General features: G+C 63.9%; 18 protein-coding genes. 7 read left to right on the forward strand and 11 right to left on the reverse strand.

Features of this window, described 5'->3' with window-relative positions:
• Positions 1-10: 10 nt before the first annotated feature.
• Complete coding sequence (locus tag K307_RS16280; protein WP_042879622.1) at positions 11-1372, forward strand: MFS transporter; 1362 nt, start codon at positions 11-13, stop codon at positions 1370-1372.
• A gap of 80 nt (positions 1373-1452) precedes the next feature.
• Here the strand turns inward: K307_RS16280 and K307_RS16285 are convergent, their stop codons facing one another.
• The 5 genes from K307_RS16285 to K307_RS16305 all read right to left on the reverse strand — a co-directional run bounded on the left by K307_RS16285 (position 1453) and on the right by K307_RS16305 (position 6456).
• Positions 1453-1932, reverse strand: a complete 480-nt coding sequence (locus K307_RS16285) for an IS4 family transposase (protein WP_230625713.1) — start codon at positions 1930-1932, stop codon at positions 1453-1455.
• A gap of 61 nt (positions 1933-1993) precedes the next feature.
• Positions 1994-3301 (reverse strand): group II intron reverse transcriptase/maturase, encoded by a 1308-nt coding sequence (gene ltrA, locus K307_RS16290; protein ID WP_042876603.1) that lies wholly within the window; start codon positions 3299-3301, stop codon positions 1994-1996.
• Positions 3302-3805: 504 nt separating this feature from the next.
• On the reverse strand, positions 3806-4819 hold the full coding sequence (locus K307_RS16295; protein WP_230625715.1) for an IS4 family transposase: 1014 nt from the start codon (positions 4817-4819) through the stop codon (positions 3806-3808).
• A gap of 244 nt (positions 4820-5063) precedes the next feature.
• The gene (ycaC, locus tag K307_RS16300; RefSeq protein ID WP_042879626.1) at positions 5064-5690 is read right to left on the reverse strand and encodes an isochorismate family cysteine hydrolase YcaC; all 627 of its coding nucleotides are present in this window, start codon (positions 5688-5690) and stop codon (positions 5064-5066) included.
• 88 nt (positions 5691-5778) lie between these two features.
• Positions 5779-6456, reverse strand: coding sequence for an isochorismatase family protein (locus K307_RS16305; RefSeq protein WP_042879627.1), 678 nt, complete (start codon positions 6454-6456; stop codon positions 5779-5781).
• Between the two features lie 147 nt (positions 6457-6603).
• Between K307_RS16305 and K307_RS16310 the strand changes: the two genes are divergently transcribed.
• The 4 genes from K307_RS16310 to K307_RS16325 all read left to right on the forward strand — a co-directional run bounded on the left by K307_RS16310 (position 6604) and on the right by K307_RS16325 (position 8843).
• Positions 6604-7512 carry a LysR family transcriptional regulator gene (locus tag K307_RS16310; protein WP_042879628.1) on the forward strand — a complete coding sequence of 303 codons (909 nt, stop codon included), beginning with the start codon at positions 6604-6606 and terminating at the stop codon, positions 7510-7512.
• 443 nt (positions 7513-7955) lie between these two features.
• On the forward strand, positions 7956-8210 hold the full coding sequence (locus tag K307_RS16315) for a hypothetical protein (protein ID WP_051974929.1): 255 nt from the start codon (positions 7956-7958) through the stop codon (positions 8208-8210).
• A 71-nt stretch (positions 8211-8281) separates the two neighbouring features.
• Positions 8282-8503, forward strand: coding sequence for a translation initiation factor IF-1 (infA, locus tag K307_RS16320; protein WP_008646230.1), 222 nt, complete (start codon positions 8282-8284; stop codon positions 8501-8503).
• Positions 8504-8588: 85 nt separating this feature from the next.
• Positions 8589-8843, forward strand: a complete 255-nt coding sequence (locus K307_RS16325; protein WP_042879631.1) for a hypothetical protein — start codon at positions 8589-8591, stop codon at positions 8841-8843.
• 49 nt (positions 8844-8892) lie between these two features.
• On the opposite strand, the gene K307_RS16330 is transcribed toward K307_RS16325, so the two are convergent.
• The 4 genes from K307_RS16330 to K307_RS16345 form a co-directional block, all read right to left on the reverse strand.
• A complete protein-coding gene (locus K307_RS16330) occupies positions 8893-9267 on the reverse strand; it encodes a hypothetical protein (RefSeq protein ID WP_042879633.1) in 375 nt (124 codons plus the stop codon).
• Between the two features lie 65 nt (positions 9268-9332).
• A complete protein-coding gene (locus K307_RS16335) occupies positions 9333-9659 on the reverse strand; it encodes a hypothetical protein (protein ID WP_022539268.1) in 327 nt (108 codons plus the stop codon).
• Between the two features lie 107 nt (positions 9660-9766).
• Entirely contained in the window at positions 9767-10069 is a 303-nt protein-coding gene (locus K307_RS16340; protein WP_042879635.1) for a hypothetical protein, read from the reverse strand.
• A 184-nt stretch (positions 10070-10253) separates the two neighbouring features.
• Entirely contained in the window at positions 10254-10457 is a 204-nt protein-coding gene (locus K307_RS16345; protein WP_020202065.1) for a cold-shock protein, read from the reverse strand.
• Positions 10458-10784: 327 nt separating this feature from the next.
• Here K307_RS16345 and K307_RS16350 point away from each other — a divergent pair, with 327 nt between their 5' ends.
• Positions 10785-11027: a hypothetical protein gene (locus K307_RS16350; RefSeq protein ID WP_042879637.1), complete on the forward strand. Its 243-nt coding sequence runs from the start codon at positions 10785-10787 to the stop codon at positions 11025-11027.
• A 109-nt stretch (positions 11028-11136) separates the two neighbouring features.
• Here the strand turns inward: K307_RS16350 and K307_RS16355 are convergent, their stop codons facing one another.
• Both K307_RS16355 and K307_RS16360 read right to left on the reverse strand, forming a co-directional pair.
• Positions 11137-13374 (reverse strand): NADP-dependent isocitrate dehydrogenase, encoded by a 2238-nt coding sequence (locus tag K307_RS16355; protein ID WP_042879639.1) that lies wholly within the window; start codon positions 13372-13374, stop codon positions 11137-11139.
• 294 nt (positions 13375-13668) lie between these two features.
• Positions 13669-15210: a methyl-accepting chemotaxis protein gene (locus K307_RS16360; RefSeq protein ID WP_042879642.1), complete on the reverse strand. Its 1542-nt coding sequence runs from the start codon at positions 15208-15210 to the stop codon at positions 13669-13671.
• 291 nt (positions 15211-15501) lie between these two features.
• Here K307_RS16360 and K307_RS16365 point away from each other — a divergent pair, with 291 nt between their 5' ends.
• Positions 15502-15933, forward strand: coding sequence for a phasin family protein (locus K307_RS16365; protein WP_042879644.1), 432 nt, complete (start codon positions 15502-15504; stop codon positions 15931-15933).
• The last annotated feature ends 96 nt before the right edge of the window (positions 15934-16029 follow it).

Here is a 16029-nt window from a genome sequence, read left to right on the forward strand (position 1 = left end):
GAGACAAACCATGCGTCAGATCGATGTCCACAAGCTGGCCGACGCGGCCCGCTTCAACCGCTTCCATGCGCTTATCCTGTTCTGGTGCGCGATCATCATCATCTTCGACGGCTATGACCTGGCCGTGGCCGGCATCGCGCTGCCATCGATCATGAAGCAGATGGGCGTGACCGCCACCAGCGCGGGCTTTATGGTCAGCTCGGCGCTGTTCGGCATGATGTTCGGTGCGATCTTCCTCGGCACCGTGGCCGACCGCATCGGCCGGCGCCGCGCGATCGCCATCTGCATCCTGCTATTCAGCGCCTTTACCGCAACCGCGGGCTTTACCAGCGACCCGGTGACGTTCAGCATCACGCGCTTCCTGGCGGGGCTGGGCATCGGCGGCGTGATGCCCAACGTGGTGGCGCAGATGACCGAGTACTCGCCGCGCAAGCTGCGCGGCACGCTGGTGACGCTGATGTTCAGCGGCTATTCGGTCGGCGGCATGCTGGCCGCGCTGCTGGGCAAGGGGCTGATCGAGAGCTATGGCTGGCAGTCGGTTTTCCTCGCCGCCGGCCTGCCGGTGCTGCTGATCCCGCTGGTGCTGCGCTCGCTGCCGGAGTCGATGCCGTACCTGATCCGCACCGGCCAGACCGACGCGCTGCAATCCGTGGTATCGCGCCTGGTGCCTTCGCATCGCGCGCAAGCCGGCGACGTTTTCACGCTGGCCGCGGACGACAAGGCTGGCAGCGCGCCGATCCGCCGCCTGTTCCAGGACGGCCGCGGCTTCAGCACGGTGATGTTCTGGGTGGCGTTCTTTATGTGCCTGTTCATGGTGTACGCGCTCAGCTCGTGGCTGACCAAGCTGATGGCTGGCGCAGGCTACAGCCTGGGCTCGGCGCTGACTTTCGTGCTGGTGCTGAACTTCGGCGCGATGATCGGCGCCATCGGTGGCGGCTGGCTGGCCGACCGGCTGCCGATCAAGTACGTGCTGATCGGTATGTACTCGCTGGCCGCGGTGTCGATCACACTGCTGGGCTACCCGATGCCCAGCGCCGCGCTGTTCGTCGTGGTGGGCCTGGCCGGCGCCTCCACCATCGGCACGCAGATTGTCACCTACGCCTATGCGGGCCAGTTCTACCCGATGGCGGTGCGCGGCACCGGCATCGGCTGGGCCTCGGGCGTGGGGCGCAGCGGCGCGATCCTGGCGCCGATCGTGATTGGCGTGCTCGTGGGGATGTCGCTGCCGTTGCAGCAGAACTTCATGGCGATTGCGATTCCGGCGGTGATTGCGGTGCTGGCGGTGTCGCTGATTGATAACCGGAGGTCGGCGTCGGCGGAGGTGGGGATTGGCGTTGCGCCTGCGCCTGTGGCTGCGGTAAAGGAGGCTTGAGAGAAGCGAAATCGCTTTCTCTGCCACCGACCGGTCCCCTCTCCCACTTGTGCTTGCCTTTACCCACAACTTCCGGCGGCTTACTCGTTTTTCTGGAAGATCCGATACATTTCGGTGATTTCGTGCAAAACGAGGAAGCCGCGCCAGAGGACAGTAGCACCGGGGGGATCGTCGTTTTTGCGACCCAGGTAGCCGCCGAGCTTGGCGATCCAAAGGACCGCTTCGCTGAGTTTGGGTGCCTGCTCCGGTGGCTTGGATGTGCCGTGCGTGCGGCAGTACAAGGCCTGCCATTCGAGCGATTGCAGTAGCACCGAGCAAGGGATATCGGCTTCGAGCCGGCCCAGCATAGTCGCATACAAGATGCGCCAGCCGATTACGGCGAACAGGGCCGTGGCCCGCAGGAACCGCTCCAGCGTCCCGAACTGCCGGGCTTCGATCTGGCAGCCACTTTTCAGGACACGATGCCAGGATTGTCGGGTAAAGGACTGGCGCGGTGCTCGGCTTGTCCGGCCCGTTTCCAGCCCCTCCCCATAAGAACTGCTCGTGAGGTTTTCCCTCAAGCAGCTCACCCAGTGAGATTCATCGCAAGGGTTATGAGTCCTATCGGTGTGGCGACCACTTTCACGCGAACCCCTCCGCGCCCGACAGCGGGCGCGTCTTCCAGTCCCAGAACAGTCCCAGGACTCCGTAGAGGTACTCGTTACTCCATCGTCGCCACCCGATGCTCGTCTTCTGGCGTCGCTTGCGCCGCGTTAGCAGGGTTCGAACCTTCATTTCCAGATAGTCGCGCACCTCGCTGAAGGCGCGACTGGCGTTGCCGACCCGGAAGTAGTTGACCCATCCCGCCACCGCAGCGTTGAGTTTCGCGACCAGCTTCACGGCCGGGGTCGAGCCTCCATGCCGGATGATGTCGCGGATCCTCGCCTTGATGGCTTGGCGAGCCTTCTTCTTGGGGGTCATCAGGACGAAGTACCCGTTCCCCGCTCGTTTGCGCACGCGACGCAGGTCGAATCCCAGAAACCCAAAGGCGTCCTCCTTCAATGTATCCACCACAATGGTTTTCTCCGTGTTCAACTCGACGCCTAGCGGCACGAGTTGTTCCCGCAAACGCTGCAGGGCACGTTCAGCCCAGCCGCGTTTGGTGTGGTGGCCACTGACGGTGATGACAATGTCGTCAGCAAACCGGTGATAGTTCACTGCCTCGTAAGGGCCCTGTGCCGTCTTGCGTCGAATCTCATCGAACATCCAGTCAATCTCATTCAAGTAGATGTTCGCAGCGAGTGGGCTAAATGGGCCACCTTGCGGTACCCCAACTTTGCCCGCTGCTTTGATAACCTGCTTGACCAAGTGCATGACCTGAGGATCCTGAATGCGCTTCGCGATCTTGCCCAACAGGGTTGAATGTTGAATTGTGTCAAAGTAGCGCGACAAATCCACATCAACCACCGTCGACATGCGCCGCAGCACACTGCGTCTGACTTCCGCCAGCGCGCGGTGTGGGGACCGCTTCGGTCGGAACCCGTAGGAGTTCGGGCAGAAGTCCGCCTCGAATACCGCTTCGAGGATCAGTTTCAGCGCCCCCTGCACCACGCGGTCGCGGATGCAAGGAACCTGGAGAACGCGGACCTTGCCATTGCTCTTCGGGATCTCTACCCTGCGGTTCGGCTTGGGTTCATACCTGCCTGTTTTGAGGTCTGCCTGAATCTCCGCAAGGAATACAGTACGTCCCGATGCCTCGATGTCTTCAAAACTCAGATCATCGATTCCCGGCGCACCGCCGTTCCTCTTGGCGATACGGTAGGCCTCGTCGAGGGTTTCACTCTTCGCAATATGTACGAAGAGCCCCCAGAAGCGATGAGTCTTGTCAGACTTCGCCTTGCGATATATCCGCCTTCTCAGTTCCTGCAGACTGCCGGATGCCTTTGTCATTTCATCCCTGCCTCACCTTGTTGGGCGGAGTACTCACCGGTCCGGGCCCTTCCCTCCGGGCGCGTTTTGCTGCACGCCCATCGACAGTACTACGACCCGATCCGTCACCCTGGCACCTATGCCCGCATTTCCCACTCGCGGTTATAGCGGACATCTCCTCGACGGGATTTCTCCGCCGGGTGCCGAGGGCTTCTCCAGTTTCCACGTTATCCTTCACACCATGTCGCCGCTGATACCCCGCCGGTGAGAGTTGCCGCATCGGACTCGTTTCGGACAACTCTTGCTGCTTTCGCGCGTTATCGACCGTCTCAGCCACCGGGTTTTCGTGTGACGAGGCTACATCTGCGTTCACTGCACGTTGCAACCTGGTGCGTTGCATACACTCCTTTCTGAGCATACTGTCGGAGGGCTCCGTCATCTTGCTTTCGCGCCATGACGCCTCCCAAGCTACGAGGCTTGAGTCTTTTGCCTCGGTCGGACTTACACCGACTGGATAACGTGTCCTTATCTGGACACACCAATGGTCCAGCGACGAGCGTACCAGCTCAGCCGTTCGAGCACATCTTCCAGCGTTTGGGTGGGCATCGAACTGAGCAACATCCATTCGAGCGGCTCAACGCCTTCGGGCGGGTCGATTTCCAGCGCCTGAATGGCAAACACTTCGAGACTCGGTAGAGCCTCTGCACCGCGGCTGCGCGGCGGTCGCAGTTGGACGGGCACACAGCGCAAAGCCAGTCGGGCACTACGTGCCTGCCTGGCGCCGGACCTGGGCACGTGCAGTACGGTCTCCCCAAGTACAGGAGCCGCGGCAACCGTCTCCCACAGATACTTCTCTGGGTGGTCCACGCCCCGATTCCAGGCGGCCCGCACCAACCAGTCCACCCCCGCTGGGCGCGGCGCCAGGAACACGTCATACACATCGCCCTCGCGATCGCTGACGGCAACAAGGTGCGTGTCCGGACACTGCATCTTGAGCGGCTCAAGGCATTCCAGCCCCTCCAGCCACTTCACGCTTTCCTTCTCGCGAATGGACAGCGCCCGGCGCTGCCTGGCCTTGCCCGATGCTTGAGGCGCACGCACCCACGTCTTCATGCTCAACACGCCCAGTGGCAGGCCCTCAGGCGTCACCGCCAGCACGCTGTGCAACATGAATCCGTGCAAATTGCCGCCCGTGCCGTGACCAAGTCCCTCAGTCGCAGGCAAATTTGTCAGATTGAATTCCGTGGTGTCCTGCACCGCCAATACGACAGGCACCTGCTGCATGCGACCCACGGTTTGAGCGACGTGGCTCGCCAGTATTCCGTCCGGGTCAACCGCCTCATTATCAAAGAAGCGATATGCTGCCTTGAGTTGGGCACCACTCAAGGCCTGCGGGAACGAAACATGGGCTTTTTGCGCCAGTCCGCGCGCCAATGCCACAAGGCGCTGCGTGCGACGTGCATCGCCCAACTGAGCGCCACCGAATTCGTCGCTGGCCCAGTCTTCCAGATCTTCCGTATCAGGCAAAATTGCCACCACTGATTGTCAACTTCATCCGAAGTTAACACCGTCCAATCCGGTTTACAACCTTTCCTATCGAGATGTGGGTAAAGGCAAGCACTTGTGGGAGGGGGCTAGGGTGAGGGCCAGGCCTTTGCGGACCAAGGCGTTCCCTCGCAGCGGACACGCCTGCCCTCACCCCCTGCCCCTCTCCCGCAAGCAGGAGAGGGGAGCAAACCGGCGGCTCGCTAAGCCGTATCGTGGCCGGGTAGCCGACCGCTACTTACTTCCCGCCCTTCACCGTCGTGTACGCCGTGATCAAATTCCGGTAATCCGGAATATGGTTCGAAAACAGCGCCCCCAGCCCCTCGATATCATTGCGCCAGTCGCGGTGCAGCTCGCACGCCACGCCGAACCACGTCATCAGCTGCGCGCCCGCATCGGACATCCGTTGCCAGGCCGAGTGCCGCGTGACTTCGTTGAAGGTGCCCGACGCATCCGTCACGACAAACACCTCAAAGCCCTCTTCGATCGCCGCCAACGCCGGGAACGCTACGCACACCTCGGTCACCACGCCGGCGATCAGCAGCTGCTTCTTGCCGGTGGCGCGCACCGCGGCGACAAAGTCCTCGTTGTCCCACGCATTGATCTGGCCGGGTCGCGGAATGAACGGCGCATCGGGGAAAATCGCCTTCAGTTCCGGCACCAGCGGCCCGTTGGGCCCGTCCTCGAAGCTGGTGGTCAGGATGGTCGGTAACTTGAAGTACTTGGCCAGATCAGCCAGGGCCAGCACGTTGTTCTTGAACTTGTCGGGCTCGATGTCCCGCACCAGCGACAGCAGGCCGGCCTGGTGGTCGACCATCAGGACGGCTGCCTGGCTCTTGTCCAGGCGCTTGTAAGGCTTGCTCATGGGGTGCTCCTGTGTAAGGGGGACGCGAAGGGCATGTTCATCATGCGGCCGCGCCCTTGGGGGTATGTAGTGACTGGCGAGTCAGGCTTCAGCGCCGGGAGTCCAGCACCTCGTGGTTCTTCGCGACTTCCTGCGCCTTGGTATAGCTTTCGATCAGCAGGCGGTAGGCCGGGAAGATCTGCGTGTAGACCTCGGCCCATTGCTGCGCGTCGGGGCGGTTCCAGGTCTGCTGCAGTTCGGAAGCGACGGCGGCGGTGTCCATCGGCACCACGCCGGCCTGGACAATGCGCGCCAGCGTGATTTCCTGCGCCATCTTGGAATACGTGCCCGAGGCATCCACCACCGCGAACACCTTGTAGCCGTCGGCCACCGCGCTGATCGACGGGAACGCCATGCATACGCTGGTGATCGTGCCGGCGATGATCAGGGTCTTGCGGCCGGTCTCGCGCACCGCGGCGACAAAGTCGGGGTTGTCCCAGGCATTGATCTCGCCCTTGCGCGCGACGTATTTCGCGTGCGGCGCGTTCTCATGGATTTCGGGGATCAGCGGGCCGTTGGGGCCCTGCGGCACTGACGCCGTGGTGATCACCGGCAGCTTGCACAGCGTGGCCATCTTGGCCAGCGCTGCGGCGCGGGCGCGCAGTTCGGGCATCGGCATGTCACCCACGGTCTGGAACAGGCCGCTCTGGTGGTCGATCAGCAGCATGGCCGTATCGGCCGGATCCAGTACCGGGCGCTTGCCGTTGAAATTGGCGGGGGTGGTCATTCGCATTCTCCTTGGCACGGGTTGGCGATCCGTCAGCTCCGGCAGTGCGGGGCCGACCGTGGCGAAAGCATAGGTCTTGGCAGAACGCATCGGTAGGCCGGAAAATCGGCCCTCAGCGTCCTACTGGCAGGACGACAGGAGTTGCCTTTGCATCCGGACCTCAATGACCTCTACTACTTTGCGCAGGTGGTGGACCACCAGGGCTTTGCACCGGCCGGGCGCGTGCTCGGCATCCCCAAGTCCAAGCTGAGCCGGCGCGTGGCGATGCTGGAGGAGCGGCTGGGCGTGCGGCTGATCCAGCGCTCGACGCGCCGCTTTTCTGTGACCGAGCTGGGCCAGACCTACTACGCCCACTGCAAGGCGATGCTGGTGGAAGCAGAGGCGGCGGAAAGCGCTATCGAGCGCACGCGCGCGGAACCCAGCGGGCTGGTGCGCATGACGTGTCCGGTGGCACTGCTGCATGCGCGCGTGGGCGACATGATCGCGGACTTCATGGCCGCCAACCCCAAGGTCACGGTGCACCTGGAGGCCACCAACCGCCGCGTCGACGTGGTCGCCGAAGGGGTGGACCTGGCGATCCGCGTACGCGTGCCGCCACTGGAAGACAGCGACCTGGTCATGCGCGTGCTGGCCGAACGCGCCTGGTGTATCGTCGCCAGCCCGTCATTGATGGCGGGGCACGCCGCTCTGGTGGCGCCGGCGGACCTGAATGCGCTGCCCACGCTGGACCTGGGCCCGCCGCGAGCCGCGCACGCCTGGGCCCTGCATGGTCCCGACGGCGCCAGTTTCGAGCTGCATCACAAGCCGCGGCTGGTCACGGACGACATGATCATGCTGCGCGCGGCGGCCGTTGCCGGCGCGGGTATCGTGCAGCTGCCGACGATGATGGTGACCGAGGAACTGCGCTCCGGCCGGCTGGTAAAGATCCTGCCGGCGTGGTCGGTCAAGGGCGGCATGATCCACGCCGTGTTCCCGTCGCGCCGCGGGCTGCTGCCGTCGGTGCGCGAGCTGATCGATTTCCTGACATTGCGTTTCACGCAGATCCGCGAAGACTGAGCCGCGCACGGCGCGCCGCGACAGGCGCATTGCCCGTCACGCCGGCAGGAAGGCGCCGTACGTGGTATCATCGGCCTTCCTCCGCACGGATCGGCAGCACGCCCGACACCGTTGCGTCAGCCGCGGAACACCCCAACAAGACATACAGCCGCGGCAAATCGGGGAAGTACACCCGATACTCCACGGGCCGGATCGACGACACGATTCACGATTGGCCCATCACCCTTTCCGACCGGCGGCACGTCCGCTCCGCAACGATCGCGCCTGTACCTGGCGTATCGGTTTGCGCAGGCATGGTCCACTTCACGCCAGATTCCCCGCCTGCGCCTCGCGCCGGCCCCGACGCTGGCCCACAGCAACGGCGAACGGTCGCCACCCTGCGCCGCATGCATCGCACCGATGCACCGCGCCGCCCGCGGCCGCGCCCATGAACAGGCATCACATTGAAGCAAAGCAACCACAACTACAGCCACGGCCACAAGCACGGCCATAACCCGTACACCGTTTCCGTCTATCCCATCCAGCAGGAACCGGGGCTCTGGTTCGCGACCTACATGATCGCGGAGTACCGCAACGGCGCCGAGCGCATCGTCGCCAACGTGGCCATGCGCCATGACACGCACCGCTCCGAGGCGCGCGCCAGGCAGGCCGCGCGGCATGCCGGCGAAAGCGCCGCGGCGCGCCTGCGCCAGCAATAAACGCATATATCGGCCTGCAAGGCCTCACAACAGCGCGCGCCGAACCGGCGCGGCTACAGCAAGGAGCCTCCTTGGCAAAAGAAGAACTGGTGGAATTTGGCGGCAAGGTATCCGAAGTCCTGCCTGACAACCGTTTTCGCGTGATCCTGGAGAACGGCTTCGAGGTCTGGGCGTACTCGTCCGGGCGCCTGAAGAAAAACCGCATCCGCGTACTCGCGGGCGACCGTGTCACGCTGGAGATGTCGCCGTACGACCTCACCAAGGGACGCATCAACTACCGGCACAAGTCGTAGTAAAAGCGTCATCTCGTCATGGCATGCGCCACGCCGGCGCGTGCCGTCCTGCAACGATTCACCCCACAGCAAAGGAGAACCGATCATGTCCGTCATTGAAGAATGGGAAGCCGTACACCTGACGCCGGAAGGCTGGCAGGCAGGCAGCTACCGGCATGCGCCGTGGCAGGCAGTAGAGGTCGCGCCGCCCGCATCGGGCGTGCTGACCGTGAGACGTCACGTGACGGCCACCTATTGCGGACCGTCGCGCGCGGTCGAAGACCGCACGCCTGAAATTACCGACATGGCGCTGATCGAAGCGCTGCTGGAGCGCCACGGCGCCCCGGTCTTCGGTATCTGAACCCTGGGTTCAGCGCGTTCGGGTTGGCGTGGCCGCAGCGGCCAGCGCCTCAGCCAAGCACGCGCACATGCGGCCGGGCCGTCCTGAGCCCCGCGCCGACCGTCCTCAGCTCGCCGTCCCAGGGCTCGGCGGCGAGGTCCAGCACATAGTCACCCTCGCGCGCCTTGTCGTGCAACTGGTCGCGCATCACCTGGCCGATGGCCAGCCGGCACAGCGCCTCACCGCTGGCAGCCAGCTGGCCCTGCAATGCCCCCGCCTCGGCCAGCACGCCAAACGAACGCCGCCCTACCCCCACGAAGCTGGTGAACAGTACCCCGGTGGGGCGATCCGCATCGATAAAGCACACCGCGACGTGATAGGTGATGCCCTTGCCCTCGCCGGGCAGGGTGCATAGAAAACCGGATGATCCCGAACGCATGTCCATGAACGGACTCCTTGCAGTCTGACGGTTGGCTGGTTGCCGCCAGGCGGCCTGTCCTGTCGGGCGTGCTAGAGCGACGTCACCGATTCACCCGCGACCAGTCCGTTGATGATGTCTTCCCCGAACCGCAGCGCGCCGCGCCGTGCGGAGCCGATATTCTCCCAACGCGATTCGGCCATCGGGAACACGCGCGCATGGTCGCTGCCCGGCCGGTAGCCTTCGCGGCAGATCACGATCGAGGCAAGGAAGCTGGTGTCGGGCCTGGTACGCGGCCAGGCCTGCTCGGGCCGGTGGCGGTAAACCAGGGGATAGAGATCGAAACCCTTGTAACTGGCAAAAGGCGTACTGCCAGGCAGGTTGTTGCCGGGACTGCGGCTAGGACTGCTGTCGCTCACGGCGGCTCCATGCGGCATCGTGCCGCGTTGATGGAAAAGGTGCTGCAATAGCGCGGATTGGCGCGCAACGTCGCAGATAGGGAGGGGCGCCAGGGCGTGACAGACGCTCAGGACGTCATCGGCATGCCGGACGAAGCTACCGACATGCCCGGCACCGTGCCGTTGATGATGGCTTCGGCATAGCGCAGCGCACCGCGGCGCGCGCCACCGACGTTGTCCCAGGGCGCGGCCTCCAGGCGGAACGTACGCGCCTGCCCGCCTTCGGGCGATTCGCCCTCCAGGCAGATCACCACCGCGGCATCGAACGAGCGGTCGGGCCGCGGCTCGGGCCATACGCGCGTGACGGCATGCTTGTACACCAGGGGATAAAGGTCATATCCCTTGTAAGTCGCAGCTGGATAGATATCCATGGCAGCCTCCGCCGTTTTGGTGGTGTTGCCCCCACTCTACGCCTGTTGCCCGAACCGCAGTGGCTTTATTTCACTATCGCGGGAAATGGCCGGAAATGGCGGGAACAGAAAGAAAAAAGCTCCGCCTAAGCGGAGCTTTTTCTCATCGCACTGGCGCCGTGGCGCTCAGTTCAGGCGGTAAGACTCAGATCGGCTCGATCTTGGTCGCGGCCGGGCCCTTCTGGCCGACGCCGGCGACGTAGCGAACCTTCTGGCCTTCTTGCAGCGACTTGAAGCCGCTGCCTTGAATTTCGGAGAAGTGCGCGAACAGGTCGTTGCCACCTGCGTCAGGGGTAATGAAGCCAAAACCCTTCGAATCGTTAAACCACTTGACGGTACCGGTTTCCATGTTGGATTCCTCAATAATTTTTTCTCACCTGGCAAAAGCGCCGGCAAGGCATGACGATCAAGGAAGACACAAGGAGAATAAGTGGCGCCGTGTGGGCAAGCACCTGGACTTCTAGGTTGCTGCTTGAAAGATCCTGCATCCACCCTTATACAGGTGCCCCACCCTGGTGTCAATGAACTTGGCCCGATTGACCAAAAACAATGCGGAATGTGCGGGTTGCGGGTCCCACGAGCACACCGGTGCCGACGCGCACCGCACATCCGGCTTGCAGGGCGTGCGCCATGCGCGCGCGTGCTACAGTGGCCCATCCCACGGACCAGACAACGGATGACACTCTGCACTGCCTGCCAGGCCATCGAACTTCACCTGCGCGGCGCCCCCGGACACGCGGCACTGCGCATCACCGATACCCAGCGCATCAAGCCGCCGGGCAAGGCCGCGGTCACCATCAGCACCTTCGTGTGCCAGGACTGCGGGACGCTATGGACCTATCGCGACCAGAAGACCGGCCCCGAACAGGGCTGGCAGGTACACAGCGAAGCCGAACCACCGCCAGCGGCGCCGCAATAAAAAACCCCGGGCCCCACCAGCGCCTGCCTGCCGGATCAACCGGCATGGCGAAGCACCAGGCATGGGCCCGGGGTCGTGATCAGCCAGCCCGCGGCGCGGGCCGGACCAATCAGGCTGACACTGTCTGCAGTGCGGCGTTCAGCGTCTGGCTCGGGCGCATCGCGGCGCTGAGCTTGGCGGCGTCCGGCTGGTAGTAGCCGCCGATGTCGACCGGCTGGCCCTGCACGGCGGCCAGTTCACCAACGATCTTCTGCTCGTTGTCGGTCAGCGTCTTGGCCAGCGGCGCAAACTTGGCCACCAGTTCCGCGTCGTCGGACTGGGTGGCGAGTTCCTGCGCCCAGTACATCGCCAGGTAGAACTGGCTGCCGCGGTTGTCCAGCTGGCCGGTCTTGGGCGACGGGCTCTTGTTGTTGTCCAGCAGCTTGCCGGTGGCAGCATCCAGCGTCTTGGCCAGGATCTTGGCCTTGGCATTGCCGGTCTTGATGCCCACATCTTCCAGCGACACCGCCAGCGCCAGGAACTCGCCCAGCGAATCCCAGCGCAGGTGGTTCTCTTCCACCAGCTGCTTGACGTGCTTCGGAGCCGAACCGCCGGCGCCGGTTTCATACATGCCGCCACCGGCCATCAGCGGCACGATCGACAGCATCTTGGCGCTGGTGCCCAGTTCCATGATCGGGAACAGGTCGGTCAGGTAGTCGCGCAGGATGTTGCCGGTCACCGAGATGGTGTCCAGGCCGCGAATCACGCGCTCCAGCGTGTAGCGCATGGCGCGCACCTGCGACATGATCTGGATGTCCAGGCCGTTGGTGTCGTGGCCCTTCAGGTAGGCCTCGACCTTCTTGATCAGCTCGGCCTCGTGCGGACGGTACGGGTCCAGCCAGAACACGGCCGGCATGCCCGAGTTGCGCGCGCGCGTCACGGCCAGCTTGACCCAGTCGCGGATCGGCGCGTCCTTGACCTGGCACATGCGCCAGATGTCGCCCTGTTCGACGTTCTGCGTCAGCAGCACTTCACCGGTGGCCAGGTCGACGATGTTGGCGACGCCGTCTTCGGTGATCTCGAAGGTTTTGTCGTGCGAACCGTATTCTTCAGCCTTCTGCGCCATCAGGCCGACGTTCGGCACCGTGCCCATGGTGGTCGGGTCGAAGTTGCCGTTGGTCTTGCAGAAGTTGATGATCTCTTGATAGATGCGGGCGAAGGTGCTCTCCGGGATCACCGCCTTAGTATCCTTCGGACGGCCGTCGGCACCCCACATCTTGCCACCAATGCGGATCATGGCCGGCATCGAGGCGTCGACGATCACGTCGTTGGGCGCGTGCAGGTTGGAGATGCCCTTGGCCGAATCCACCATCGCCAGTTCCGGGCGATGCTCGTGGCAGGCGTGCAGGTCGCGGATGATCTCTTCGCGCTTGGAGCTGGGCAGCGTCTCGATCTTCTCGTACAGGTTGACCAGGCCGTTGTTGACGTTCACGCCCAGTTCGTCGAACAGCGCGCCGTGCTTGGCGAAGGCTTCCTTGTAGAAGATCTTGACGGCGTGGCCGAACACGATCGGGTGCGAGACCTTCATCATGGTCGCCTTGACGTGCAGCGACAGCATCACGCCGGTCTGGCGCGCGTCTTCGAACTGCTCTTCATAGAAGGCGCACAGGGCCTTCTTGCTCATGAACATGCTGTCGATGATCTCGCCGTCCTGCAGCGACACCTTGGGCTTGAGCACGATGGTCTTGCCGCTCTTGGTGACCAGCTCCATCTTGACGTCGCGGGCCTTGTCCAGGGTCATGGACTTTTCGCCGTGGTAGAAGTCGCCGTGCTTCATGTGGGCCACGTGCGTGCGCGAGGCCATGCTCCACTCGCCCATGCTGTGCGGGTGCTTGCGCGCGTAGTTCTTGACCGCGGCGGGGGCGCGGCGGTCGGAGTTGCCTTCGCGCAGGACCGGGTTCACGGCGCTGCCCAGGCACTTGGAATAGCGCTTCTGGATGGCCTTCTCTTCGTCGGTCTTCGGGTCTTCCGGATAGTCCGGCACCTTGTAGCCCTTGCCTTGCAGCTCACGGATGGCGCTGACCAGCTGGTGCACCGAGGCGCTGATGTTCGGCAGCTTGATGATGTTGGTTTCCGGCAGCTGCGTCAGCTTGCCCAGCTCGGCCAGGTTGTCCGGCACGCGCTGTTCCTCGGTCAGGAATTCGGGGAACTCGCCCAGGATACGGCCGGCCACCGAGATGTCGCTGGTGGTGACGTTGATGCCGGCCGGCTTGGTAAACGTCTGGATGATCGGGAGGAACGCACTGGTCGCCAGCAGGGGAGCTTCGTCGGTCAGCGTGTAGATGATGGTGGGTTGCTGGGTACTCATTGCTTCTCTCAGATCCTCGAACGGTGGGTGGGATATCTGCCTGCCGGGTCACAGCAGGACAGCAAACTAGGCGAAAAATAGAATTTTGCCTCAGTTTGCTTTCAGGAGTCTGAAAACCGGCCTGCTGTGGCCGGGAATCGGCCAAAAAACCGGGCCGGCGCTCGCATCCGCCACTCATCCGGCCCGGATCTGGCCGTTTATGCGTCGCCTTGCACCGCAAAGGTGCGCCCGGTGGGTCTCAGGCGGGGCAGGTGGCAATGTCTTGACATTTTCGCCTGACCCGGGATGTCCGCCTCAGGCCGCCAGCCTGAAGGTCGACACCGCCTCCTTCAACCGCTGCGCTTGTTCTTCCAGCGAACCCGCCGCGGCAGCCGCCTCTTCCACCAACGCGGCGTTCTGCTGCGTCACGCTGTCCATCTGCGTTACCGCCTGGTTCACCTGTTCGATACCGGCGCTCTGTTCGGTCGACGCCGCGCTGATCTCGCCCATGATGTCGGTCACGCGCTTCACCGCTGCGACGATCTCTTCCATGGTCTGCCCCGATTGGGTCACCAGCATGGTGCCCTTCTCGACGCGATCCACCGAATCGCCGATCAGCGCCTTGATCTCCTTCGCGGCAGTGGCGCTGCGCTGCGCCAGGCTGCGCACCTCGCCCGCCACCACGGCAAAACCACGCCCCTGCTCGCCGGCACGCGCGGCTTCCACCGCGGCATTCAGCGCCAGGATATTGGTCTGGAAGGCAATGCCCTCGATCACGGCAATGATGTCGACCACCTTCTTGGACGCGCCGTTGATCTCTTCCATGGTCTCGGCCACCTTGCCCGCGACCTCGCCGCCCTTCTCGGCGATGTCCGAGGCATTCACCGCCAGCGTGCTGGCCTGGCGCGCGTTGTCCGCGTTCTGGCGCACGATGCTGGTCAGCTCCTCCATGCTGGCCGCGGTCTGCTGCAGCGACGATGCCTGTTCCTCGGTGCGCTGCGACAGGTCGGTATTGCCGGCCGCGATCTGGCTGGTGCCGGACACGATCGACTCGGTGCCGGCGCGCACCTGGCGCACGATGCGCAGGATATTGGCGTTCATGTGCGCCAGCGCCTGCAGCAGCTGGCCGGTCTCGTCGCGGCTATCCGCGTCGATGCGGCTGGTCAGGTCGCCCGATGCCACGGTGCGCGCCACGGCCACCGCACGATGCAGCGGGCGCGTGATGCCGATGGTCAGCCAGACCGAGAATGCGATGCCGATCGCCAGCACCACCACGCCCACCCCGATCAGGCTGTTGCGCGCGTTGACGTAGATGCCGTTGATCTCGCGCGCGGTGGCGTCGATGCTGGCGCGCTGGATGTCGAGCAGCTTCTGGATCTCGCCCAGGTAGGCGTCGCCCGCGGGCACGAACTCTTTCTCCAGCACCTGGTTGGCTTCTTCGGTCAGGCCTTCCTGCTTGAGCTTGGTGATCTTGTCGCGGCCGTTGTTGTACGGGTCGCGCACGCTGAGGATCTTCTGGAACGCGGCCTTCTCTTCTTCCGAGCTGAGCAGCGGCTGGATCTTGTCGCGCAGCGCGGCAATGCCTTCGATCGACGCCTTGGTCTCGGCCGCGAAGAACGCGCCCAGCGACGGGTCGGCGCTGCGCGCCACCGCCGTGGTGCGGCGCACGCTGGTGTGCATGAGCCGGTACCAGTCGCTGACCAGCCGCTCCTTGGTCAGCGGCTGCTGCATCATCGCATGCGTGCGCTCAGCCACCTGTTGCAGGCGCATCATGCCGAATACCGTCATGAGCGCCGAAAGCAGCAATACCACCCCAAAGCCGATGCCGAGGCGGACCCCGATGCCTAGATTCTTCATTTCTTCTACCTGATTAGCACTGGTTACGGCGAAGTGCCGGCGCAAGACCACAGTGGGCGCGGCGTATTTCGCTCTCATTGTCCGCGGCGGGCCGGATTGGCTGACGCACGTGCGGGCTATGGATGCCAACGGCACGGGGGCCCCAAACTTTAGGGTCTTCCTCGATTGACGGCTAGAAGTGTGCGGATAACGGTTATAGTGGAGTCGAACCGGCCCGGGGCAGGGCACGCGACCCTTCGCGGCGCCCCGCCCTGCCACCCCTGCCCGCCTTTCCACCCGAGGAGATCCAGCATGGCCACGCCCCCCAATCCCTTTGCAGATTTCACCAAGATGATGGAACAGTTCCGCCTGCCAGGCGTGGACATGACCGCCGTGATCGAAGCGCGCCGCAAGGACATCGAGGCCCTGACCGAGGCCAATAAGCTGGCCTACGAGGGCATCCAGGCGGTGATGCAGAAGCAGCAGGAGATCTTCACCAAGACCATGCAGCAGCTGCAGGCCGCGGCGCAGCAATACACCACGGCGGGCAACCCGGCCGAGGCCATGGCCAAGCACAGCGAACTCGTGCAGCAGGCGCTGCACCAGGCGTTCGAGAACATGCGCGAGCTGGCCGAGACCGCGCAGAAGGCGCAGGCCGAAGCGCTCACCGTGATCGGCAAGCGCGCGGAGCAGAACGTGAAGGAGGCGGGCGCGCTGTTCCAGCCGCCCAAATCGAAAGGCTAACGTCGCAACCGCTGACGTGGGAGACGGCTGACACTGAACGGCCCGCCACGGGTCGTTCAGCGATAGCCGGTGGTGTCGGCAGGCTTGCCCGCGCGG

This window comes from Cupriavidus necator A5-1, from assembly GCF_000744095.1.
Taxonomy (GTDB): Bacteria; Pseudomonadota; Gammaproteobacteria; order Burkholderiales; family Burkholderiaceae; genus Cupriavidus; species Cupriavidus necator_A.